At 70.4% G+C, this 21823-nt stretch carries 24 protein-coding genes; 14 read left to right on the forward strand and 10 right to left on the reverse strand.

Annotated features, from left to right (window positions below; all coding sequences use genetic code 11):
* The first annotated feature begins 185 nt into the window (after positions 1-185).
* The 3 genes from abc-f (at position 186) to SSP24_RS09935 (ending at position 3297) form a co-directional block, all read left to right on the forward strand.
* Positions 186-1784: a ribosomal protection-like ABC-F family protein gene (gene abc-f / locus SSP24_RS09925; RefSeq protein ID WP_141309063.1), complete on the forward strand. Its 1599-nt coding sequence runs from the start codon at positions 186-188 to the stop codon at positions 1782-1784.
* A gap of 368 nt (positions 1785-2152) precedes the next feature.
* A complete protein-coding gene (locus tag SSP24_RS09930) occupies positions 2153-2374 on the forward strand; it encodes a helix-turn-helix domain-containing protein (RefSeq protein ID WP_018567695.1) in 222 nt (73 codons plus the stop codon).
* A 131-nt stretch (positions 2375-2505) separates the two neighbouring features.
* Positions 2506-3297: an enoyl-CoA hydratase/isomerase family protein gene (locus SSP24_RS09935; RefSeq protein ID WP_141309065.1), complete on the forward strand. Its 792-nt coding sequence runs from the start codon at positions 2506-2508 to the stop codon at positions 3295-3297.
* A 5-nt stretch (positions 3298-3302) separates the two neighbouring features.
* On the opposite strand, the gene SSP24_RS09940 is transcribed toward SSP24_RS09935, so the two are convergent.
* Entirely contained in the window at positions 3303-4013 is a 711-nt protein-coding gene (locus SSP24_RS09940) for a nucleopolyhedrovirus P10 family protein (RefSeq protein ID WP_141309067.1), read from the reverse strand.
* 82 nt (positions 4014-4095) lie between these two features.
* On the opposite strand from SSP24_RS09940, the gene SSP24_RS09945 reads away from it, so the two are divergent.
* The 5 genes from SSP24_RS09945 (at position 4096) to amaP (ending at position 6491) form a co-directional block, all read left to right on the forward strand.
* The gene (locus SSP24_RS09945; protein WP_141309069.1) at positions 4096-4578 is read left to right on the forward strand and encodes an Asp23/Gls24 family envelope stress response protein; all 483 of its coding nucleotides are present in this window, start codon (positions 4096-4098) and stop codon (positions 4576-4578) included.
* A 98-nt stretch (positions 4579-4676) separates the two neighbouring features.
* Positions 4677-4859, forward strand: coding sequence for a hypothetical protein (locus SSP24_RS09950; RefSeq protein ID WP_141309071.1), 183 nt, complete (start codon positions 4677-4679; stop codon positions 4857-4859).
* A complete protein-coding gene (locus SSP24_RS09955; protein ID WP_141309073.1) occupies positions 4856-5236 on the forward strand; it encodes an Asp23/Gls24 family envelope stress response protein in 381 nt (126 codons plus the stop codon). The genes SSP24_RS09950 and SSP24_RS09955 overlap by 4 nt, the downstream gene beginning before the upstream one ends.
* On the forward strand, positions 5233-5907 hold the full coding sequence (locus SSP24_RS09960; RefSeq protein ID WP_141309075.1) for a DUF6286 domain-containing protein: 675 nt from the start codon (positions 5233-5235) through the stop codon (positions 5905-5907). The genes SSP24_RS09955 and SSP24_RS09960 overlap by 4 nt, the downstream gene beginning before the upstream one ends.
* A 5-nt stretch (positions 5908-5912) precedes the next feature.
* Positions 5913-6491 carry an alkaline shock response membrane anchor protein AmaP gene (gene amaP, locus SSP24_RS09965; protein WP_141309077.1) on the forward strand — a complete coding sequence of 193 codons (579 nt, stop codon included), beginning with the start codon at positions 5913-5915 and terminating at the stop codon, positions 6489-6491.
* A gap of 236 nt (positions 6492-6727) precedes the next feature.
* Here amaP and SSP24_RS09970 read toward each other — a convergent pair whose 3' ends face one another.
* The 5 genes from SSP24_RS09970 to SSP24_RS09990 form a co-directional block, all read right to left on the reverse strand.
* Positions 6728-7483, reverse strand: coding sequence for an SDR family oxidoreductase (locus tag SSP24_RS09970; RefSeq protein ID WP_141309079.1), 756 nt, complete (start codon positions 7481-7483; stop codon positions 6728-6730).
* Between the two features lie 5 nt (positions 7484-7488).
* Positions 7489-9321, reverse strand: coding sequence for a glycoside hydrolase family 15 protein (locus SSP24_RS09975; RefSeq protein ID WP_229864866.1), 1833 nt, complete (start codon positions 9319-9321; stop codon positions 7489-7491).
* Between the two features lie 192 nt (positions 9322-9513).
* The gene (locus SSP24_RS09980; protein WP_141309081.1) at positions 9514-10308 is read right to left on the reverse strand and encodes an SURF1 family cytochrome oxidase biogenesis protein; all 795 of its coding nucleotides are present in this window, start codon (positions 10306-10308) and stop codon (positions 9514-9516) included.
* 66 nt (positions 10309-10374) lie between these two features.
* Positions 10375-10608 carry a metallothionein gene (locus SSP24_RS09985; protein ID WP_141309083.1) on the reverse strand — a complete coding sequence of 78 codons (234 nt, stop codon included), beginning with the start codon at positions 10606-10608 and terminating at the stop codon, positions 10375-10377.
* Positions 10609-10687: 79 nt separating this feature from the next.
* Positions 10688-11680 (reverse strand): DEDDh family exonuclease, encoded by a 993-nt coding sequence (locus SSP24_RS09990; protein ID WP_141309086.1) that lies wholly within the window; start codon positions 11678-11680, stop codon positions 10688-10690.
* A 141-nt stretch (positions 11681-11821) separates the two neighbouring features.
* Here SSP24_RS09990 and SSP24_RS09995 point away from each other — a divergent pair, with 141 nt between their 5' ends.
* From SSP24_RS09995 to SSP24_RS10005, 3 genes are all read left to right on the forward strand, one after another.
* A complete protein-coding gene (locus tag SSP24_RS09995; RefSeq protein ID WP_141309088.1) occupies positions 11822-12532 on the forward strand; it encodes a VIT1/CCC1 transporter family protein in 711 nt (236 codons plus the stop codon).
* A 124-nt stretch (positions 12533-12656) separates the two neighbouring features.
* Positions 12657-13541: a sterol desaturase family protein gene (locus SSP24_RS10000; protein ID WP_141309091.1), complete on the forward strand. Its 885-nt coding sequence runs from the start codon at positions 12657-12659 to the stop codon at positions 13539-13541.
* A complete protein-coding gene (locus tag SSP24_RS10005) occupies positions 13538-14263 on the forward strand; it encodes a lysoplasmalogenase (RefSeq protein ID WP_141309093.1) in 726 nt (241 codons plus the stop codon). Before SSP24_RS10000 ends, SSP24_RS10005 begins: the two co-directional genes overlap by 4 nt.
* Before the next feature lie 12 nt (positions 14264-14275).
* Here the strand turns inward: SSP24_RS10005 and SSP24_RS10010 are convergent, their stop codons facing one another.
* Both SSP24_RS10010 and SSP24_RS10015 read right to left on the reverse strand, forming a co-directional pair.
* Positions 14276-15793 (reverse strand): S8 family peptidase, encoded by a 1518-nt coding sequence (locus tag SSP24_RS10010; RefSeq protein WP_141309095.1) that lies wholly within the window; start codon positions 15791-15793, stop codon positions 14276-14278.
* Positions 15794-15905: 112 nt separating this feature from the next.
* Positions 15906-17429: a S8 family peptidase gene (locus SSP24_RS10015; protein WP_141309097.1), complete on the reverse strand. Its 1524-nt coding sequence runs from the start codon at positions 17427-17429 to the stop codon at positions 15906-15908.
* Between the two features lie 332 nt (positions 17430-17761).
* Here SSP24_RS10015 and SSP24_RS10020 point away from each other — a divergent pair, with 332 nt between their 5' ends.
* The 3 genes from SSP24_RS10020 (at position 17762) to moaA (ending at position 20893) form a co-directional block, all read left to right on the forward strand.
* A complete protein-coding gene (locus SSP24_RS10020) occupies positions 17762-18118 on the forward strand; it encodes a DUF485 domain-containing protein (protein ID WP_141309099.1) in 357 nt (118 codons plus the stop codon).
* On the forward strand, positions 18115-19740 hold the full coding sequence (locus SSP24_RS10025) for a monocarboxylic acid transporter (protein ID WP_141309101.1): 1626 nt from the start codon (positions 18115-18117) through the stop codon (positions 19738-19740). The genes SSP24_RS10020 and SSP24_RS10025 overlap by 4 nt, the downstream gene beginning before the upstream one ends.
* A 163-nt stretch (positions 19741-19903) precedes the next feature.
* Positions 19904-20893, forward strand: a complete 990-nt coding sequence (gene moaA / locus SSP24_RS10030; protein ID WP_141309103.1) for a GTP 3',8-cyclase MoaA — start codon at positions 19904-19906, stop codon at positions 20891-20893.
* Positions 20894-20908: 15 nt separating this feature from the next.
* Here moaA and SSP24_RS10035 read toward each other — a convergent pair whose 3' ends face one another.
* Complete coding sequence (locus tag SSP24_RS10035) at positions 20909-21127, reverse strand: hypothetical protein (protein WP_141309106.1); 219 nt, start codon at positions 21125-21127, stop codon at positions 20909-20911.
* Positions 21128-21324: 197 nt separating this feature from the next.
* On the reverse strand, positions 21325-21717 hold the full coding sequence (locus SSP24_RS10040; protein ID WP_141309108.1) for a DUF3099 domain-containing protein: 393 nt from the start codon (positions 21715-21717) through the stop codon (positions 21325-21327).
* Between the last annotated feature and the right edge of the window lie 106 nt (positions 21718-21823).

Below are 21823 nucleotides of genomic sequence, written 5' to 3' on the forward strand. Positions count from 1 at the left end.
CCCCCCACCCCCGCCGCAACCAACCCCCCACCCGAACACCCACCCCACCCCCCGAACACACGAACCCGCAAAAACTGGTTGCACCACCCCGTTAGACTGGCCCCATGGCCATTCTCCTCGCGCATTAGACGGCGGGAACGTCCTCAGCCGCCTGTCCCGCCACCAACCCGCCCTGGAGTCTGTCCGTGATCTCCGCCTCCGGTATCGAGCTGCGCGCCGGTGCCCGCGTCCTCATCGAGTCCGCCACCTTCCGTGTCGCCAAGGGCGACCGCATCGGCCTGGTCGGCCGCAACGGCGCCGGCAAGACCACCCTCACCAAGGTCCTGGCCGGCGAGGGCATCCCCGCCGCCGGCGCCGTCACCCGCTCCGGCGAGGTCGGCTACCTCCCGCAGGACCCCCGCACCGGCGACCTCGACATACTCGCCCGCGACCGCGTCCTCTCCGCGCGCGGCCTCGACGTACTGATCCGCAAGATGCGCGAGAACGAGCAGCGCATCGCCAATGGCAAGGGCGCCACCCGCGAGAAGGCGCTGAAGCAGTACGAGCGGCAGGAGACGGAGTTCCTCACCAAGGGCGGGTACGCCGCCGAGGCCGAGGCCGCCACCATCGCCGCCGCGCTCAACCTGCCCGACCGGGTGCTCGGCCAGCCCCTGCACACGCTCTCCGGCGGTCAGCGCCGCCGTATCGAGCTGGCCCGGATCCTGTTCTCGGACGCGGACACCCTCCTGCTGGACGAGCCGACCAACCACCTCGACGCCGACTCCATCATCTGGCTGCGGGACTACCTCAAGACCTACCGCGGCGGCTTCATCGTGATCTCCCACGACGTCGACCTGGTCGAGACGGTCGTCAACAAGGTGTTCTACCTGGACGCCAACCGCGCCCAGATCGACATCTACAACATGGGCTGGAAGCTCTACCAGCAGCAGCGCGAGGCCGACGAGAAGCGCCGCAAGCGCGAGCGCGCCAACGCCGAGAAGAAGGCCGCCGCGCTGAACGCGCAGGCCGACAAGATGCGCGCCAAGGCCACCAAGACGGTCGCCGCACAGAACATGGCCCGCCGCGCGGAGAAGCTGCTGTCCGGCCTCGAAGACGTCCGCATGTCCGACAAGGTCGCCAAGCTGCGCTTCCCCGAGCCCGCGCCCTGCGGCAAGACCCCGCTGACCGCCGAGGGGCTGTCCAAGTCGTACGGCTCGCTGGAGATTTTCACCGACGTCGACCTGGCGATTGACAAGGGCTCCCGCGTGGTCATCCTGGGCCTCAACGGCGCCGGCAAGACCACGCTGCTGCGCCTCCTCGCAGGCGTCGAGAAGCCCGACACCGGGCAGGTCACCCCCGGCCACGGCCTGAAGCTGGGCTACTACGCGCAGGAGCACGAGACCCTCGACCCGGACCGCACGGTCCTGGAGAACATGCGCTCCGCCGCGCCCGACATGGACCTGGTCGAGGTCCGCAAGGTGCTCGGCTCGTTCCTGTTCTCCGGCGACGACGTCGACAAGCCGGCCGGTGTCCTGTCCGGCGGCGAGAAGACCCGCCTCGCCCTCGCCACCCTGGTCGTGTCGTCGGCGAACGTCCTGCTCCTCGACGAGCCGACCAACAACCTCGACCCGGCCAGCCGCGAGGAGATCCTCGGCGCGCTGCGCACCTACAAGGGCGCGGTCGTCCTGGTCACCCACGACGAGGGCGCGGTCGAGGCACTCCAGCCGGAGCGGATCATCCTGCTGCCGGACGGCGTCGAGGACCTGTGGGGCGCGGACTACGCGGACCTGGTCGCCCTCGCCTGAGCCCCACCCAGTCCCATCGGTCAGTGCGGCTTGATCGAATGGTTGATCCACTGCGTATGGATCATTCGGCTTAGCCGTGATCCATCATCTGTGTGAGATCTCCTCGTACCCAGGTGTGTCCTACACCCGATTCCGGTGAATCCCTTTATCGACAAGGGCTCGGTCGTGTGACCTTCCTGACCTGCCCCTTCGTGGATCAACCCGTTCGGCCGTACGCACACCACTCGACGGAACTACGAATTCCACTTGTGGGGATGCGCTCCTGTCGTCAAAACCCTCATCCACGGACCTTGCCGAATGGGTGGCCATGAAGGCCCGGAGGGGTGATCATGAGGGGACCAGAGCGCACTTCCCATGAGGAGGCACGGGTGGCCGAGACTCTGAAGAAGGGCAGCCGGGTGACCGGCGCCGCGCGCGACAAGCTCGCGGCAGACCTGAAGAAGAAGTACGACGCCGGTGCGAGCATCCGGGCATTGGCCGAGGAGACCGGCCGCTCGTATGGCTTCGTGCACCGCATGCTCAGCGAGTCGGGCGTCACGCTCCGTGGGCGTGGCGGGGCGACGCGGGGCAAGAAGGCCGCTTCGGCCTGACCCCCGGGGCGCCCCTCGACTTCGATGGTGGCCACCCGGTCGGTCCGGTGATCGGCTGGGTGGTTACTGTGCAGTCACTTATGAGTGCCTCGGTACGGCACTCACGATGACCGCACCCATCGGAGGCGCCCATGGCTTCGCTCGACCCGGTACTCGACAAGGACGGCGTACGGCTCACCGTCGACGACGCGATCGCCACGGTGACGCTGACCAACCCGGCCAAGCGCAACGCGCAGAGCCCCGCTCTGTGGCGGGCGTTGACCGAGGCCGGTCGGCTGCTGCCGGGCACCGTCCGGGTGGTCGTGCTGCGCGCCGAGGGCAAGTCCTTCTCGGCGGGCCTCGACCGGCAGGCCTTCACCCCCGAGGGCTTCGACGGCGAGCCGTCCTTCATCGACCTCGCGCGTGGCAGCGACGAGGAGTTGGACGCGACCATCGCCGAGTACCAGGAGGCGTTCACCTGGTGGCGGCGCAGCGACATCGTCTCGGTCGCCGCCGTCCAGGGGCATGCCATTGGCGCGGGTTTCCAGCTCGCCCTCGGCTGTGATCTGCGCGTCGTCGCCGACGACGTGCAGTTCGCCATGCGCGAGACCAGCCTGGGCCTGGTCCCGGACCTGACCGGCACTCATCCGCTGGTCGGGCTCGTCGGCTACGCCCGCGCGCTGGAAATCTGCGCCACGGGACGCTTTGTGCACGCGGACGAGGCCGTGAACACCGGGCTGGCGAATGTCGCCGTACCGGCGGCCGAGCTCGACGGTGCGGTCCGCGACCTCGCGGCGGCGCTCCTTGCCGCGCCGCGCGACGCGCTGATCGAGACCAAGGCGTTGCTGCGCGGCGCGGGGGAGCGGACGTACGAGGAACAGCGCGTCGCCGAACGCGCGGCTCAGGCACGGAGGTTGCGGGATCTCGCGGGCCTGGGCGAGTGACGCCGTCAACCCACCGCCGTGATCAGTACGGCCACTGACGGGTGATCTTTCAACGCCGATCCCACCTGTGCGCGGACATGCCGGGCCACCTCCAAGGCCCGGTGGTCCGCGCCGACGGCGATTTCCACCCGGACATGCCGGCGCGGCAGCGTGGCCTCGCCAGGGCTCTCCTCGATGTGCACCGCCCGGCCGAGTATGTCCGTAAGCCGCGTCACGCCCGGGACCGCAAGGGCCGCGGCGGCCACGGCGGCCGCGTCGCCGTCCGCGGGCTGCCGCGCCCGGGGCGGCTCCGGCGCTCGTACGATGTCCGGTTCCGCGTCCTCGTCCAGCAGGGCCGTCACCCGTAGGTCGACCTCCGCCACCGTCAGCCCCAGCCGTGCCGCCGCGGTCGCCGACAGGACCGTACGCAGCCGGGCGGCGGTCGTCGGCAGCGGCTCGGCCGCCGTGGCCGCGCAGTCGGCGGTCAGGCGAAGAGGGCCCGGTGGCAGGGCAGTCGGTGGGGGCGGTACGGCGGGGGCGTGGGCGGCGTCCGGGTCGGCCAGGGTGATCCGGAGCGCGCCCAGGCGCACGCCCGGCACCGCGTTCCCCGCGCGCCGCAGGACCGTCGCGGCCGCCCCTTCGGCGATCCACGCGCCGTCGCGCGGGCCGCCCAGCGGGAGCAGTCTGCCGAGGCCCAGCTGCTGTCGTACTGCCTGCGTCCATCGGTCCGCCGTCATTGCTCCAGCCTGCCGCATTCCCGGCGCGGGTCCGTGCAGCCTCACTTACCGTGGTCGCAGGACGACGGAAGGACGCACGGCGATGACCGAGATGGACCGGAACCGGACGCAGACCTCCGAAGGAGAGACCGAGCCGCCGGTGCAGACCCGCAAGCCCGTCAGGCGGGGCGGCGGGGATCCGGGGACCCGGGGCAGGACCACCATCGCCGACGGGGTCGTGGAGAAGATCGCCGGGCTCGCCGCCCGCGACGTCGTGGGCGTCCACGCGATGGGCAGCGGACTGAGCCGCACCTTCGGGGCCGTACGGGACCGGGTGCCCGGTGGGTCGAAGTCCGTGACACGTGGCGTGAAGGCCGAGGTCGGCGAGGTGCAGACCGCGCTCGACCTGGAGATCGTCGTCGATTACGGGGTGTCGATCGCGGACGTCGCGCGGGCCGTGCGAGAGAACGTGATCGCGGCCGTGGAGCGGATGACCGGCCTGGAGGTCGTCGAGGTCAACATCGCGGTGAGCGACGTCAAGCTTCCCGAGGAGGAGGAAGAGGAACCGGAGCCCCGGATTCAGTGACGTACCGTCACTCGAAGACCGTAATGGACCAGAATGACATCGAACGCATCCCTAATGGGCCCGAATGACTCGCACGGCTACGAGCTGAGGAGCGCACGATGAGCAGGGCCGTGGTCGGCATGATCGCCGGAATGGCGCTGGGTTTCGCCGGGTACTTCGGCGGGTTCGGCGCGTTCGTGCTGGTGGCGGCGCTGGGCGCCGTCGGGTTCGTCGTCGGCCGGTTCCTGGAAGGGGATCTGGAACTCGGCGACTTCTTCCGCACCCGCGACCGGCGGCGGTGACGTCCGTGAGCAGCGGGGGCGACGAACCACGCGGAGCGGGCGCCGTGATCCCGGCGGGCGAGCGTGGGCAGACCACCATCGCCGACCGGGTGGTCGCCAAGATCGCCTCGCAGGCCGCCCGCGAGGCGCTCGGGAAGCTCCCGCAGGACGCGGCCCGCCCACATGCCACGGTTGTCGTCCACCACGATGTGGCCCGGGTGCGCGTCGATCTCGAACTCGACTACCCCAGCGACATCGGCTCCCGGTGCGGCCAGGTGCGTCGCCATGTCGTGGAGCGGGTAGGCGCGTTGGTGGGAATGGAGGTTCCGGAGGTCGCCGTCCAGGTGGAGCGGCTGCATCTGGCGGCGGCGCACGCGGCACAGGGGAGGACCCGATGAGCGAGCCCCAGGGCTCCGAGGGCACCACACAGAGACTGCCGGTGATCGAGAAGGCCGAACCGGAGTTGGGCCAGTCCGAGTCGGCGGCCGCCTACGAGCCCCGGCCCGCACTCGAAGGCGAGGACGGCCGAACCCACCGCTTCTGGTCGGCCCGCCGCGTCCCCGCGGCCGTCGTCGCCACGCTGCTGCTGGTCGTGGCCGGCACCTTCCTCTACGACATCGCAGCCGTACGCGCCGACCAGCGGGCCATGTTCTGGCGGCGGGAACTGGCCCGGCAACTCGCCGAACGCCCCCTCGACGACACCTGGGTCCTGGTCGGCGCGGGCGTCGCCGCCGCCCTCGGCCTGTGGCTGATCGTGCTCGCCGCCACGCCCGGCCTGCGCGACGTCCTGCCGATGCGGCGCACGCACCCCGACGTACGCGCCGGACTGCACCGGGGCGCCGCCGCGACGGTGCTGCGCGACCGGGCCATGGAGGTGTCCGGGGTGCAGTCGGTACGGGTGCGGATGCGCCGCCGGCGGGCCGACGTCCGCGCGGTCTCGCACTTCCGTGAACTGGACGACGTACGCGCCGATCTGGACGAGGTGCTCGCCGACGCGATCAGGGCACTGGGCCTGTCCCGCCGCCCGGCGCTGTCGGTGCATGTCCGGCGGCCCGGCCGGAAGGGGTGACTACGGTGCTCAGGACCGTCAACCGGGTACTGCTCGGCGTCGCAGGACTCGTGATGGTCGTGCTGGGCGGCGCGGTGCTGGCCGTCGGGCTGGGGGTCGAGGCGCCGTCCTGGTGGATCCACGACAGCCGCAACGACGTACTGCTCAGCGACGCCGAGCGGACCCGGTGGCGGGACGCCGGCTGGTGGTGGCCGACCGTGCTCGCCGCCCTCGCGGTCCTCGTCCTGCTCGCCCTGTGGTGGCTGGTGGCGGTGGTGCGCCGGCGTCGGCTGGCCGAAGTGCTGGTCGACACCGGCGACGGCGAGGGCGCCCTGTTGCGGGGCAGCGCCCTGGAGGGCGTACTCGCCGCCGAGGCGACCGCGCTGGACGGCGTCGCCCGCGCCCACGTCCACCTCACGGGCCGCCGCACCGCCCCCGCGGCCCGCGCCAGGCTCCTGCTGGAACCCCACGTGGACCCGGGGGAGGCGCTGGACCACCTGGCGAACCAGGCCCTGGCCCACGCCCGCACCTCGGCGGGGCTGGCGTCGCTGCCGGCGGAGGTACGGCTCAAGGGCGTCAGGCACCGCGCGGAAAGGGTCAGTTGACGCCCGCGAGCCCCACGCCGGGAAGGGTCGCTCGACGCCCCCAGAACCCGTCCCGGCGCCGGACGCGGCGGGAGGCTACCGCCGGTGCCACGTGCGGCCACTCCGCCCAGGCCGGGCATCCGCCGGGCGCGGGAAGGGCCGTTCACGGCCTCAGGCCCGCGCCGGGAGGGGTCGGTTGACGGCGTCAAGAGCACCGCCCAGCCCCACATCCGCCGGAAAGGCTCAAGCCGACGCCCTCAGAAGCCGTGCCGCGCCCCACCGTCCACCGGCACCATGACCCCCGTCAGGTACGACGCGGCCGGAGACATCAGGAAGGCCGCCGTACGCCCGAACTCCTCCGGCATCCCGTACCGCCGCAGCGGAATCCGCGACTCACTGGCCGCCCGGGTCGCCTCCGGATCTGCCGACAGTGCGTCCAGCTCCCGGACCCGGTCCGTGTCGATCCGCCCCGGCAGCAGGCCCACCACCCGCACGCCCCGCGGACCCAGCTCGTCCGACAGCGACTTGGCGAACCCGGCCAGGCCCGGCCGCAGGCCGTTCGAAATCGTCAGCCCCGCAATCGGCTCGTACACCGACCCCGACAGTACGAACCCGATGACACCCCCGGCCTCCAGCTCCGCGGCCGCTGCACGAGCCAGCCGCACCGCCCCCAGGAACACCGACTCGAACGCGGCCTGCCACTGCTCGTCGGTGTTGTCGGCGACGAACCCGGCGGGCGGACCGCCCACGCTCACCAGAATCCCGTCGAACCCGCCGAACCGTTCCCGCGCCGCACCGATCAGCCGTGCCGCCGCCTCCGGATCGGCGTTGTCCACGGCCACGCCGTGCGCGTTCGGCCCCAGCTCCGCCGCCGCGTCGGCGACCCGCTTCTCGTCCCGCCCCGTGACGACGACTTTCGCACCGTCGGCCACCAGCTCGCGCGCGGAGGCGTTGCCCAGTCCACGCGTGGCCCCGGTGACGACGTACACCCGGTCCTTCAGTCCAAGATCCATGGGCCCTATCCTGCCCCCTCGTCCCCGAACAGGGCGAGGGCCGTGTTCACCAGGCCGATATGGCTGAACGCCTGCGGGAAGTTGCCGAGCTGGCGGCCGGACACGGGGTCGTACTCCTCGGACAGCAGCCCCACGTCGTTCGTCAGCCGCACCAGCCGTTCGAACAGCTCGCGGGCCTCCTCCCTGCGGCCCGTCATGTGCAGCGCGTCCGCCAGCCAGAACGAGCACACCAGGAAGGTGCCCTCACCGCCGGGCAGCCCGTCGACGACCGTGTGGTCGGTGCTGTAGCGGCGCAGGTAGCCGTGGTGACCGAGTTCGGCGCGGACCGCCTCGACGGTGCCCTGCACGCGCGGGTCGTCGGGCGGGAGAAATCCCACGCGCGGGATGAGCAGCAGGGCCGCGTCGAGTTCGCGGGAGCCGTAGTACTGCGTGAAGGTGTTCCGCTCGGGGTCGTAGCCCCGTTCGCACACCTCGCGATGCACCTCCTCGCGCAACTGCCGCCAGCCGTGCAGATCGCCCTTCAGCTCCGGATGCCGCTCCATGGTGCGCACCGCGCGGTCGGCGGCCACCCACACCATCACCTTGGAGTGCACGAACTGACGGCGGCCGCCGCGCACCTCCCACAGCCCCTCGTCCGGCTGTCGCCACGCCGACCGCAGGAACTCCATCAGGGCGCACTGCAGTTGCCACATGTGCGGCTTGACGGCCATCCCCGACGTCCGCGCCAGCGACAGCGAGTCCATCACCTGGCCGTACACGTCCAGCTGCAGCTGCCGTACGGCGGCATTGCCGATCCGGACCGGAGTGGAACCGGCGAAACCGGTCAGCCACGGCAGTACGGACTCGGGCAGCCGTCGCTCGCCGGCCAGCCCGTACATGATCTGCATGTCCGCCGGGGCGCCCGCGACCGCGCGCACCAGCCAGTCACGCCAGGCCTCGGCCTCCTCTTGGTAGCCGGCCATCAGCAGCGCCCCCAGGGTGAGGGTGGAGTCGCGCAGCCAGCAGTAGCGGTAGTCCCAGTTGCGTACGCCGCCGATCTCCTCCGGCAGGGAGGTGGTGGGGGCGGCGACGATGCCGCCGGTCGGGGCGTAGGTGAGGGCCTTCAGGGTGATCAGTGAGCGGAGCACGGTGTCCCGATGCGGGCCGTGGTAGCGGCACCGGGCCGACCAGGCCTGCCAGTCCGCGATGCTGCCGCGCAGTGCTTTGTGCGGGTCGACGAGGGGCGGGCGCGGCTCGTGGGAGGGGTGCCAGGTGAGCACGAACGCGACCTTCTGGCCCTCGTCGACCGTGAACTCCGAGTGGGTGCCGAAGTTCTCGCCCCAGGTGAGCACGGGCGGCTCACTGCGCAGCCACACCGAGTCCGGGCCCGCGACGGCCACCCGGTGGCCGTCGGACCTGCGCATCCACGGCACGATCGAGCCGTAGTCGAAGCGGAGGCGGAGGGTGCTGTGGACGGTCACGCGGCCGCTGAGGCCCTCCACGATGCGTACGAGGTCGGGGGCGCGGTCGCGCTGGGGCATCAGGTCGGTGACCCGGACCGAGCCCTGGGGGGTGTCCCACTCGGTGTCCAGGACCAGCGTGCCGGGACGGTAGGCACGCCGCGTGCAGGCGTGTGGGGCGCCGTCGGCGTCCTTGGGGGCGATCCGCCAGTGGCCGTTCTCCTCGTCGCCGAGCAGCTTGGCGAAGCATGCGGCCGAGTCGAAGCGAGGCAGGCACAGCCAGTCGACGGAGCCGTCCCTGCCGACGAGGGCGGCGGTCTGCTCGTCACCGATGAGGGCGTAGTCCTCGATACGGCTCTTGGCGATGTCCTCGGCGGAAATCCTGGTGGGCGGGTGCACGGAGTGCGGGTTCCCGGGGGGCCGGTCGGGCAATCGGGGGGTGGACCGGGTGGGGGAGCGGGGCCGCACCGGTGCTGGTGCGGCGTGGGTGGTGCAGGCCTGCACCGGCGGGGGCGCGGCATGCGTGGCGAGGCTGCACCGGCGCGGATGGCGCTGGCTGCACGTGCGCCGGTGCCGCACAGGTGACGCGCACTAAACCGGTGCCGGTGCTGTTTCCTCCTGCTGTGCCTCGCTCGCCGCCTGTGCGCGGTCCCGGGACTCGCGGCGGGCCAGGATCACCCAGCCGACGGGGACGCCCGCGGAGAACAGCCACCATTGGATGGCGTACGCCATGTGGTTGCCGATGCTGTCGTGGTCCGGGGCGGGGATCAACTCGGGCGTGTCGCCCTTCGGCTCTGGCGCGGTCAGTTCGATGTACCCGCCGAGGACCTGCTTGCCGAGGCGCTCGGCCTCCTGCCCGCTGTTGATCAGCATGATCTGGCGGTCCGGCAGGCCCTGGACGTTCTTGATACCGCTCTCGGCGGTCGTCTGGTCGGGCATCAGCCGCCCGGTGACGGTGACCTCACCCTGCGGGGGCGCGGGGATCTTCGGGAATGCGGTCTGGCTCAGCCCGTCGGAGGGCACCCACCCCCGGTTGACCAACAGAACCTTGCCGTCGTCCAGGACGAAGGGGGTCAACACGTGGTAGCCGACCTCGTCGTCCGCGTTGGTCCGGCGGCGTACGACGACCTCCTGCGCGGTGTCGAAACGCCCCTGCGCGGTCACGCGCCGGTACAGGTCGGCGTCCTTCACCTCGGCTCCGGGCGAGGTCAGCGACTCCACCGGGACCGGCTCGGCGGCCAGCGATTCGGCGATCACGTTGTTCAGCGCGACCCTGCGCTCGTGCCGGTGCAGCTGCCAGAAGCCCAGCTCGATCATCGTCGGGATGAGCGCGAGGACGACAAGGGTGAGGATCACCCACTGCCGGGACAACAGGAAGCGGTACACCCCACGACCGTACATCTCGGGCCGTGGGGTGACGTGGGTGGGGGTGCGGGACGGGTTCCCCGGGGCTCAGACGCGGTCGACGATGCCCACCCTCCCCTCCGCGCGGGCGCAGTGGGCGCCGCAGTACCAGTGGCCCTCGACCTCGACGCCCTGCCCGATGATCTGGACCCGGCAGTGCTCGCAGATGGGTGCCATGCGGTGGATCGCACACGCGAAGCAGTCGAAGACATGCACCGCGCCCTGCGCGTGCACCTCGAAGGTCATTCCGTAGTTATTGCCGCAAACCTCGCAAGTCGCCATGCGCCACAGGGTGAGCCGTCCCAGAGGCGGGGGCGAGCGGACGCCGGGCGAGTCGCACACCAATCACCCGTCCGTACGGTCATGCCTCCGACGCCGGTTCCACATCCCTCAGCAGCTGCCCGAACGCCGCCTCGTCGACCACCGGCGTGCCGTACTGCCGGGCCTTGACGACCTTCGAGGTGCCCGCGTCCGGGTCGTTGGTGACGAGCAGGCTGGTCCGCCGGGACAGGCTCGTGGCGACATGCAGCCCCGCCTCGATGGCACGGTCCTCCAGCAGCTCGCGTTCGACGGACGTGTCCCCGGAGAAGGCGACCCGCATGCCCTGCTTGAGGCGTTTGCCCTCTTCGTACCGCCCCGGGTTGGGATACGGGCAGGCGGGTCTCTTGCGGGACGGACGCCAACTGCCCGGTCGGTAGCCGCCGTATCCGCCCGCCTGCTGCCCGATCATGGCGGCGGGCCGCTCCACCCACTCGGTCAGCGGCCGGCACTCGTGCAGCGGCAGCCGCACGCCGCCCTCCGCCGCGGCCCTGAGGCTCGGCCGGAACGCTTCCGCCAGCACGCGCGCGTCGTCCAGCGCGTGGTGCGCCCGCCGCTGTACGACGCCGAAGTGCGCGGCCAGCGACTCCAGCTTGTGGTTGGGCAGCGGCAGCTCCAGAGCCTTGGACAGGGCGATGGTGCACAGCCGCTGCCGTACCGGCGCCTCGCGCCGCACGCGCGCGTACTCGCGGGCGATCATCTGCCAGTCGAACACCGCGTTGTGCGCGACGAGCACCCGGCCCTCCAGCCGGGTCGCGAACTCCTCGGCGATGTCCTCGAAGAGCGGCGCCCCTTCGAGCGCCTCGCTCGTCAGCCCGTGGATCCACACCGGGCCGGGGTCGCGCTCCGGATTCACCAGCGTGTACCAGTGGTCCTCGACCTCGCCACGCCCGTCCAGCCGGTAGACCGCCGCGGAGATTATCCGGTCGTCCCGCGCCAGCCCCGTGGTCTCCACGTCAACGACCGCGTATCCGTGGGGATACGCGGTCGGCCAGGCTGTCGGGAAGGACGCTGCGGGCGTGCGGTCTTCGAGCATGGTCATTGAGGATACGGGCCGGGACTGACACCGCTGTCCGTCAGGTCTCCTGGTCCGCCTGCCTGTTCGAGCGGCGTACGTCTGCGGCGGCCAGGGCGGGTCGGCGCGCACCCGCGACGGTCCTTGGTGCATCCTCCGACCGTGACGGAACCCACGCATGACGAGGCCCATGGAGGCGCGCTCGGCGAACGCCTCAACTGGCTGCGGGCGGCGGTCCTTGGTGCCAACGACGGCATCGTCTCCACGGCCGGCCTGGTCGTCGGCGTGGCCGGCGCGACGGACGACCGCTCCGCTCTCCTCACGGCGGGCCTCGCGGGGCTGCTCGCCGGTTCCATGTCGATGGCTGCCGGGGAGTACGTCTCGGTCTCCACCCAGCGCGACTCCGAGATGGCCGCCCTGGCCCTGGAGAAGCGGGAGCTGAGGGAACAGCCGGATGCGGAGCTGGAGGAACTGACGGACCTTCTGGAGGAACGCGGACTGTCCCGGGACGTGGCCCGTGAAGCGGCGGTCCAGCTGACGGAACGTGACGCCCTCCGCGCGCACGCGCGCGTGGAACTCGGCATCGACCCCGACGAGCTGACGAACCCCTGGCACGCGGCGTGGGCCAGCTTCCTGGCGTTCACGGCGGGCGCGTTGCTGCCGTTGCTGGCGATGGTGCTGCCGCCCGAGGACTGGCGGCTGCCCGTGACGGTGGGGTCGGTACTGGTGGCGCTGGCCTGCACGGGGTGGAGCAGCGCGCGCCTGGGGGCGGCGAAGCCGGGGCGGGCCGTGGTGCGCAATGTGGGCGGCGGGGCGGTGGCCATGGGGGTCACGTATGCGGCGGGGAGCCTGCTGGGGGCGGCGGGAGTCTGACTCCGTGCTCGGCCGAAGGCGCCGGCCATTGGTGGAGATCGCCAACAAGCAAGCGCGTACCGCCGGTAATACTTGTCGGTAACAACCTCTAGCCGTGGCCGACCGGCGGTCCTACGGTGCACGCATGCCGAACCTCCCCAATGTCGTGGTCTGGTCCATACCGGCCTTCGTGCTGCTCACCGTCATCGAGATGATCAGCGTCCGCCTCCACCCGGACGAGGACGCGGCCGGTTACGAGACCAAGGACGCCGCCACGAGCGTCACCATGGGACTCGGCAGCCTCTTCTTCGACCTGCTGTGGAAGATCCCGATCGTCGCCATCTACACGGCCATCTACGAGCTGACGCCGCTGCGGGTGCCCGTGCTGTGGTGGACCGTTGTGCTGATGCTGCTGGCGCAGGACTTCTTCTACTACTGGTCCCACCGCGGTCACCACGTCATCCGCATCCTGTGGGCCTGTCACGTGGTCCACCATTCGAGCAAGAAGTTCAATCTGACCACCGCGCTGCGCCAGCCGTGGACGTCCTTGACCGTTTGGCCGTTCTATGTGCCCTTGATCGCTCTCGGTGTGCATCCCGCCGCTCTGGCGTTCTGCTCGTCCGCGAACCTCGTCTACCAGTTCTGGATCCACACCGAGCGGATCGACAAGATGCCCCGATGGTTCGAGTTCGTGTTCAACACGCCGTCCCACCACCGGGTGCACCACGCCTCCCAAGGCGGCTATCTCGACCGCAACTTCGGCGGCATCCTCATCGTCTGGGACCGCCTGTTCGGCTCCTTCGTCGCCGAGACCGAGCGGCCGGTGTACGGACTGACCAAGAACATCAACACGTACAACCCGCTGAAGGTCGCCACCCACGAGTACGTCGCCATCGCCAAGGACCTGAGAGCCGCCAGCGGTTGGCGTGAGCGTGCGGGGCGCCTTTTCCGCGGGCCGGGCTGGCAGCCCGCGCAGGCACCGTCGACAGCGCCGTCGCCGGAACCGGCCGGGGAGAGCGCGGCGGCGTGAGGACTCCTCGGACACTCCTCGCCGCCTTCGGCCTCGCCGCCGTCGTCGACCTCACCTCGCTCGCCGTCGGCTTCGAGCCCGGGCACACTGTCGCCAAGCCGCTCCTGATGCCCCTCCTCGCCGCCTGGGCCGCCCTGCGCGGCGCGCCCCGACTGCTCGTCGTCGCCCTGCTGTTCGGCTGGGGCGGGGACACCCTGCTCCTGTCGGACGCCGAGCCCGCCTTCCTGGCCGGGATGGCCTCCTTCGCCGTGGGGCACGTGTGCTACCTCGCCCTCTTCAGGGCACACGGCCGGCGCAACACCGCTCCACGCGCGCGTACGGGCCTGATCGCCCTCGGCTACGCCGCCGCGCTGACCGGCACCGTCGTCCTGCTCTGGCCCGATCTGCCCGCCGACCTGCGCGTCCCCGTCGCCGCCTACAGCGCGCTGCTCACCGCCATGGCGTACGGCGCCCTCACCCGGCTCGGCCTGCTCGCCGGGCTCGGCGGCGCGCTCTTCATGCTCTCCGACACCCTCATCGCCACCGGCGTCGCCGACTGGCCACAGCTGCCCAGGCCGGACTTCTGGATCATGCTCACGTACATCGCCGCGCAGTACCTGCTGACCCGGGGCACGCTCGGCGTGCGGGACACGATGCGGGGCGCTCAGGATGCCGGTCCCGGTGGTCCTGGCGAGCTGCGGCCGGGCCGAACGGATGACCCCGTCCGGCCCGGCCGGCTGTAACAAACGCCCCGACTACTTGGTCACGGCGTCCAGCGCGTCCGCCATGCCCCAGCCGTAGAAGCCGTTGTAGTTCTTCGGCCCCTCGCACACCGCGTCGACCTTGCCGTCGCCGTTGATGTCGTAGGGGTCCGTGCACGGCGTGGCGTCCGCCTCGGCGTACAGCAGGGCCTTCACCAGGGCGGGCGGGGCGTACGGGTGCGTCGACTTGATCAGGGCGGCGACCCCGGCGACATGCGGCGACGCCATCGACGTACCGGCCATGTAACCCCACTTGCCGCCGGGCAGCGTGCCCAGGATCAGACCGCTGGTCGCGGGCGGCTCGGGCTTCTGGTACGCCGTCGAGTCGCCGCCGGGCGCGGCGATGTCGATGACGCCGAAGCCGTGGTTGGAGAAGGACGACTTCAGGCCCTTCGCGCCGGTCGCCGCCACCGTCACGATGCCGGGCAACTGGGTCGGTATGTCGTAGCACTCGGACGGGTCGATCACCCGTTCGCTGGGCGTGGAGTCGTTGGGGGAGACCGGGTCGGTGATCTCGTCGGCCGCGAGGTCGTAGTTCTCGTTGCCGGCCGCGGCGACGTTGACCGCGCCCTTCTTCTCCGCGTACTTCGAGGCCCGGGTGATGGCCTCCACGAGCGCCTTCTGGTCCGGGTCGTTCTTGCAGTTGAAGTACCAGGGGTCGGTGTAATAGCTGTTGTTCGTGACGTCCACGCCGTGCTCGGCGGCCCAGACGAAGCCGCAGACGACGGCCTCTGTGTAGAAGAAGCCGGCGGTGGTCGACACCTTGATGCCGGACACCTTCACGCCCGGCGCCACCCCCGTCATGCCGACGCCGTTCTTGGCGGCCGCGATCTCCCCGGCCACATGCGTGCCGTGCGGGCTCTCCGCCGCGCTGGGCCGCCAGGCACCGTCGGTGGTGTCCGGCTTGCCCGTGACGCAGTTGACGGACGCCTCGCGGTCGAAGTTCGGCGCGATGTCCGGGTGGGTGTCGTCCACGCCGGTGTCGATGACGGCGACGGTGACCCGATCGCTTCCGAGCGACTTCTCATGGGCCTTGTCCGCCTTGATGGCCGGCAGGTCCCACTGCAGCGACTGGAGCGGGTCCTGCCCCTCGACGGCCTCCACATCCGCCAGGTCCTCGGCCGTGAGCACCTTCGGCGTCCCCACGTCGGTCGTGGACTGCGCGGGCAGCGGCGCCGTCCGGGTGGAGCCGGCCGACTGCACTCCGCGTACCTTCCTGATCGTACGAGCGAACTCGGCGTTCGCCGAGTGCACAACGATCACACCGATCTGGTCGTACGACATGACGATCGTGCCGCCGGCCTCGGCGATCGCCTTCTTCACGTGCCCCGAGGAGCCCTTCCCGGGGCGGACGTTGACGACATAGCTGAGCGAGGTGGCGTCGGTGGCCACCTGGGCGGCGGGCTGCGCCGCGGACGCCGTGGCGTTCGGCAGGAACGCGAGAGCCGTCGCCATGGCCATCCCGACCGGGATCACCAGGGCACGGCGGTGGCGGGGGTGAGGCACTGTCATGGTGTGCGTGTCTCCAGTTCGTTCGCGGTAGTACGAGCGGACCGTGCGGGAAGTTTCCGGGCGGGCGTGCGGCGGCGCGGCCGGTGATGCGGCCGCGCCGCGGCGTGAGCGACTATTTGACCGCGCGCAGCGCGTTGACGATGCCGTGTCCGTAGAAGCCGTTGACGCGTGTGCCGCCCTCGCACACCGCGTCCTGCGTACCGTCACCGTTCTGGTCGTACGACTCGGGGCAGGCCGTCTTGTCCGCCTGCGCCTTGAGCAGCCACTGGAGCTGTGCCGGGCTCGCCCACGGGTGCTCGGACTTCAGCAGCGCGGCGACGCCCGCCGCGTGCGGCGAGGCCATCGAGGTGCCCTGCAGGAAGGCGTACTGGTTGTTCGGCATGGTCGACAGGATGCGGCCGTTCTTCGACGGCGTGTCCGGGATCTGGTAGAGCCGGTCGCCGCCCGGCGCCGCCACGTCGACGACGCCCTTGCCGTACGAGGAGTAGTACGACTTGAGGTTCTGCACGCCCGTGGCGCTGACGGTGACGATCCCCGGGAGCTGCGTCGGCACGTCGAAGCACTCGTGCGGGTCGATGGTGCGCTCGACCGGGGTGGAGTCGTCGGGGCTGCTGTCGTCGACGATGGCGTCCGCGTCCAGGTCGTGGTTGGAGTTGCCTGCCGACGCCAGGTGCAGGGTGCCCTTCTTCTGGGCGTACAGCTGGGCCCGGTTGACCGCGTCGACAATCGCCCGCTGGTCCGGGTCGTCCATGCAGTTGTACAGCCACGGGTCGACGTAGTAGCTGTTGTTCGTGATCTCGACGCCGTGATCGGCCGCGAACACGAACGCGCACACCACGCTCTCCGGGTAGAAGAGCCCGTTGTGCGGGTCGCTCACCTTGATGCTGGAGACCTTCACACCCGGCGCCACGCCGGCGACGCCGATGTCGTTGCGGGCCGCGGCTATCTCACCGGCGACATGCGTGCCGTGGTAGTCCTCCGCGGTGTACGGCCGCCAGGCCCCCTCGCTGGTGTCCGCGACGCCGCCGACACAGTTGGCGGACTGGCCCGCGGAGAAGTTCGGGGCGAGGTCGGGGTGGGTGTCGTCGACGCCGGTGTCGATCACGGCGACGGTGACCTTGCGGCTGCCCGGGTTGATCTGCGCGGCCTTGTCGGCGCCGATCGCCCGCAGGTCCCACTGGTCGGCTTCGAGGGGCTCGCTCCCGGCCGTGGCGGCCGCCTCGACCTTCGCGGCCTCCGCGGCGGTCAGGTAGTCGGCCGCGTCCTGGTCCGTCGTCCCCGCGGCGACCAGCGGAGCGGTGCGCGTGGCACCCGCCGACTGCACGCCACGGGCCTTGCGTATCTGCGCGCCGAAGTCCGGATTCGCCGAGTGCACGACGATCACGCCGATCTTCTCGTACGTGGTCACGACCGTGCCGCCGGCCGCGGCGATGGCCTTCCGCACCGACGCGATCGTGTGACGGTCCGTCTTGGTGTTGACGACGTACGCCAGATTGGGCGCGTCCGCGGACTGGGCGGCGGAATCCGCGTGCGGGGCGGCCGAGGCGGCCGCAGGCAGGAAGCCGAGCGAGGCGGTCAGCGACAGCACGACGGGCACGGCGAGAGCGAGCCGGCGTCTGGAACGCAGATGAGCCATGGGGTCTCCACATCATCCGGAAAAAGAAACCGGCCCGAGGCACAGGTGGTGCTCGGGCAGGTACATGACGGGTGGTGCAGGGTGAAGCTATCCCTCGACCTCGCTGGCCAGCAATCACTTCCGGCGATGACTTCGGAGTTTTCCGGCGATGACTTCTGAAAGAACTCAGAGCGGTTGAACCGGTCCACGCGCGGCGCCGTGACGTTGAACAGGGAGCCCGAGCACGATCGAGCCCCCTGTCGGATCACGCACCCAGCCACTAACATCGCCGCCCGGTTCCCGTGATCCACATCACTACCATCAGCACCGCATCCGCAACGCGAGGAGACTCCGTGGCCACCGACGCACCGCCCCCCTCGAACACAGAACATCGACTCCCCTCGACCGAGGAGTTCGTCGAGGTGCAGAACAGCGCGGAGTTCGGTGAACTGCGCCGCTCCTACCGCTCCTTTGCCTTCCCGCTGACCGTCGGCTTCATCGCCTGGTACCTGCTGTACGTCCTGCTGTCCAACTACGCGGGCGGCTTCATGGGCAGCAAGCTCTTCGGCAATGTCAACGTCGCCTTTGTCTTCGGTATCGCCCAGTTCGTCACCACGTTCCTCATCGCCTGGTGGTACTCGCGGCACGCCGCCGCGAAGCTCGACCCCAAGGCCGAGGCCATCAAGTCCCAGATGGAGGGCCGCGCATGAGCCCCGTACAGCACACCGTTCTCGCGGCCAACGAGGCCAGCGAGCACCGCCCGCTCATCATCACGCTGTTCGCACTGTTCGTCGTCGCGACCCTTTTCATCACGGTTTGGGCGGGCCGCCAGACCAAGAGCGCGGCCGACTTCTACGCCGGTGGGCGCCAGTTCAGCGCCTTCCAGAACGGGCTCGCGGTCTCCGGCGACTACATGTCGGCCGCGTCGTTCCTCGGCATCGCGGGCGCGATCGCCCTCTTCGGATACGACGGTTTCCTGTACTCCATCGGCTTCCTGGTCGCCTGGCTGGTCGCCCTGCTCCTGGTGGCCGAGCCGCTCAGGAACTCCGGCCGCTACACCATGGGTGACGTTCTCGCCTACCGCATGCGCCAGCGCCCGGTCCGTACCGCGGCCGGCACTTCCACGATCGTCGTGTCGATCTTCTACCTGCTGGCCCAGATGGCGGGCGCCGGTGTCCTGGTCTCGCTGCTGCTCGGCATCACGTCGGACTTCGGCAAGGTCCTCATCGTCGCCCTCGTCGGCATCCTGATGATCGTGTACGTCTCCATCGGCGGTATGAAGGGCACCACTTGGGTCCAGATGGTCAAGGCCGTGCTGCTCATCGGCGGCACGATCCTGATCACCTTCCTGGTGTTGCTGAAGTTCAACTTCAACATCTCCGACCTGCTCGGCACCGCCGCCGAGAACAGCGGCAAGGGCGCCGCCTTCCTGGAGCCCGGCCTGCAGTACGGCGCCACCGGCACCTCCAAGCTGGACTTCATCTCCCTCGGCATCGCCCTGGTGCTCGGCACCGCCGGTCTGCCGCACATCCTGATCCGCTTCTACACGGTGCCCAACGCCAAGGCCGCCCGGAAGTCCGTGAACTGGGCGATCGGCATCATCGGCGCCTTCTACCTGATGACCATCGCCCTCGGCTTCGGCGCCGCCGCGCTGATCTCCCAGGACGAGATCATCGCGTCGAACCCGTCCGGCAACACGGCGGCGCCCCTGCTCGCCCTGCACCTCGGCGGCATCGACTCGGCCTGGGGCGCGATCCTGCTGGCCACGATCTCCGCGGTGGCCTTCGCGACGATCCTCGCCGTGGTCGCCGGTCTCACCCTCGCCTCGTCCTCGTCCTTCGCGCACGACATCTACGCCAACGTCATCCGCAAGGGGCAGGCCACCGGCGAAGAGGAGGTCCGGGCGGCCCGCTGGGCGACCGTCTTCATCGGCATCGTCTCCATCGCCCTGGGCGCCCTCGCCCGCGACCTCAACGTGGCCGGTCTGGTGGCCCTGGCGTTCGCGGTCGCCGCGTCCGCCAACCTGCCGACGATCCTCTACAGCCTGTTCTGGAAGCGGTTCACCACCCAGGGCGCGCTGTGGTCGATCTACGGCGGTCTGATCGTCGCCGTCGGCCTGGTGCTGTTCTCGCCCGTCGTCTCCGGCGACCCCAAGGCGATGTTCCCCAATGTCGACTTCGCCTGGTTCCCGCTGAAGAACCCGGGCATCATCTCCATCCCGTTCGGCTTCCTGATGGGCTGGCTCGGCACCATCCTGTCCAAGGAGGAGCCGGACACCGGCAAGTACGCCGAGCTGGAGGTCCGGTCCCTGACCGGCACCGGCGCCCACTGAGCACGCCCCCTGAAGCGGCCGCGTCTTACGTCGTGGGATCGGGCCTTAGTCGTTGTCAGTGGGGTCACGTAGGCTCGCAGATGTCGGAGAAAGAAGTGCTCCGGAGAAATCCGGAGAAAGATGTGCTCCGCTGCGTGTGATCCGCCACGAGGGAGGGGGCCACGTGCTCATCGACACCTACGGCCGGCAGGCCACCGACCTGAGGGTCTCGCTGACCGACCGCTGCAATCTGCGCTGCACGTACTGCATGCCCGAGGAAGGCCTGCAGTGGCTGGCCAAGCCCGACCTGCTCACGGACGACGAGATCGTGCGGCTGATCGACATAGCGGTCACCACCCTGGGCATCGAGGAGGTCCGGTTCACCGGCGGCGAGCCCCTGCTGCGCCCCGGCCTGGTCGGCATTGTCGAGCGCGTCGCGGCCCTTGAGCCGCGCCCTCAGATGTCGCTGACAACGAACGGCATCGGCCTCAAGCGCACGGCGGCGGCCCTGAAGGCGGCGGGCCTGGACCGGGTCAACGTCTCCCTGGACACCCTCCGCCCCGATGTGTTCAAGGCCCTCACCCGCCGGGACCGCCACAAGGACGTCATCGAGGGCCTGCACGCCGCCCGCGAGGCGGGCCTGACCCCGGTCAAGGTCAACTCGGTCCTGATGCCGGGCCTGAACGACGACGAGGCCCCCGACCTTCTCGCCTGGGCGGTGGAGCACGACTACGAGCTGCGCTTCATCGAGCAGATGCCCCTGGACGCCCAGCACGGCTGGAAGCGCGACGGCATGATCACGGCCGGGGACATCCTGACCTCCCTGCGCACCCGCTTCGACCTCAGCCCCGAGGGCGACGAGGCCCGTGGCTCGGCCCCGGCGGAGCGCTGGCTGGTCGACGGCGGCCCGCACCGCGTCGGCGTCATCGCCTCCGTCACCCGCCCGTTCTGCTCGGCCTGCGACCGCACCCGCCTCACGGCCGACGGCCAGGTACGCACCTGCCTGTTCGCGACGGAGGAGACCGACCTGCGCGCGGCGCTGCGGTCGGGAGCCCCGGATGAGGAAATCGCCCGCATCTGGCGCCTGGCGATGTGGGGCAAGAAGGCGGGCGCGGGCCTGGACAACCCGAGCTTTGTGCAGCCGGACCGTCCCATGTCAGCGATCGGTGGCTAGGAGTTCGTCGGCGGGCTAGGACGCCTCGGGTTCCTGCCAGTCGGCGAACTTCACCACGTCCTTCAAGAACCCCCGCACCCCGAGAAACTGCGAAAGATGCTCGCGATGCTCCTCGCACGCGAGCCACGTCTTGCGCCGCTCAGGCGTGTGAATCTTCGGGTTGTTCCACGCCAGCACCCACACGGCGTCGGCACGGCAGCCCTTAGCGGAGCAGATCGGGGTCTCGTCACTCACAGGTTCGTCTCACCACTGCACAGAAAAGGCGACGCCGAGCAGCCACGGGGGGAGCTGCCCGGCGTCGGTCTGTCGCTCCGACGGGGGATGCGGAGCGCCTACGAAGTATGTCACGGGTAACCGGTTGCCGGGCACCTGAACAACATGATTGATCTGAGCTTTTCCATAGTCCTGAACGAAGGCTTGATCCGCAGGCCTCAGGTCCTCTGCTCCGGCCGCTCCTTGGCCGGATCACCCACCCCGTCCTCCGGTACGGATTCCGTGAAACCGCTGTCGTCCGCCCTCGGCGGCGCAAGCATCGGCGGAGGCGGCACAGTCACGAACGTCGACGGCAACGACGGCGCGTTCTCCCGCCCGGCGTTGGCGATCACCACCGCGATATAGGGGAGTACCGCGCCCAGCACCAGCGCCACGATCGCGACATGCCGCTCGACGTTCCACAGGGTCGCTGCGAGGATCACCGCGAGCGTACGGACCGACATCGAGATGACGTACCGCCGCTGCCGGCCGCGGACGTCCTCCTGGAGGCCCTGCCGGGCTCCGGTGATCCGGAACACCTGGCCGTTGACGTCGCCATGCCTATTCCGCATCACGTTCCACCATCCGCCCGCCTCGGATTCTCCCCGGCCCGTCCCAGCTCCGCACCCGGCCGGAACCGGGGCCGGACAACCTCCACGTTACGCCGCCGCCGCGCCG

It is taken from the genome of Streptomyces spinoverrucosus (assembly GCF_006539505.1).
Taxonomy (GTDB): Bacteria; Actinomycetota; Actinomycetes; order Streptomycetales; family Streptomycetaceae; genus Streptomyces; species Streptomyces spinoverrucosus.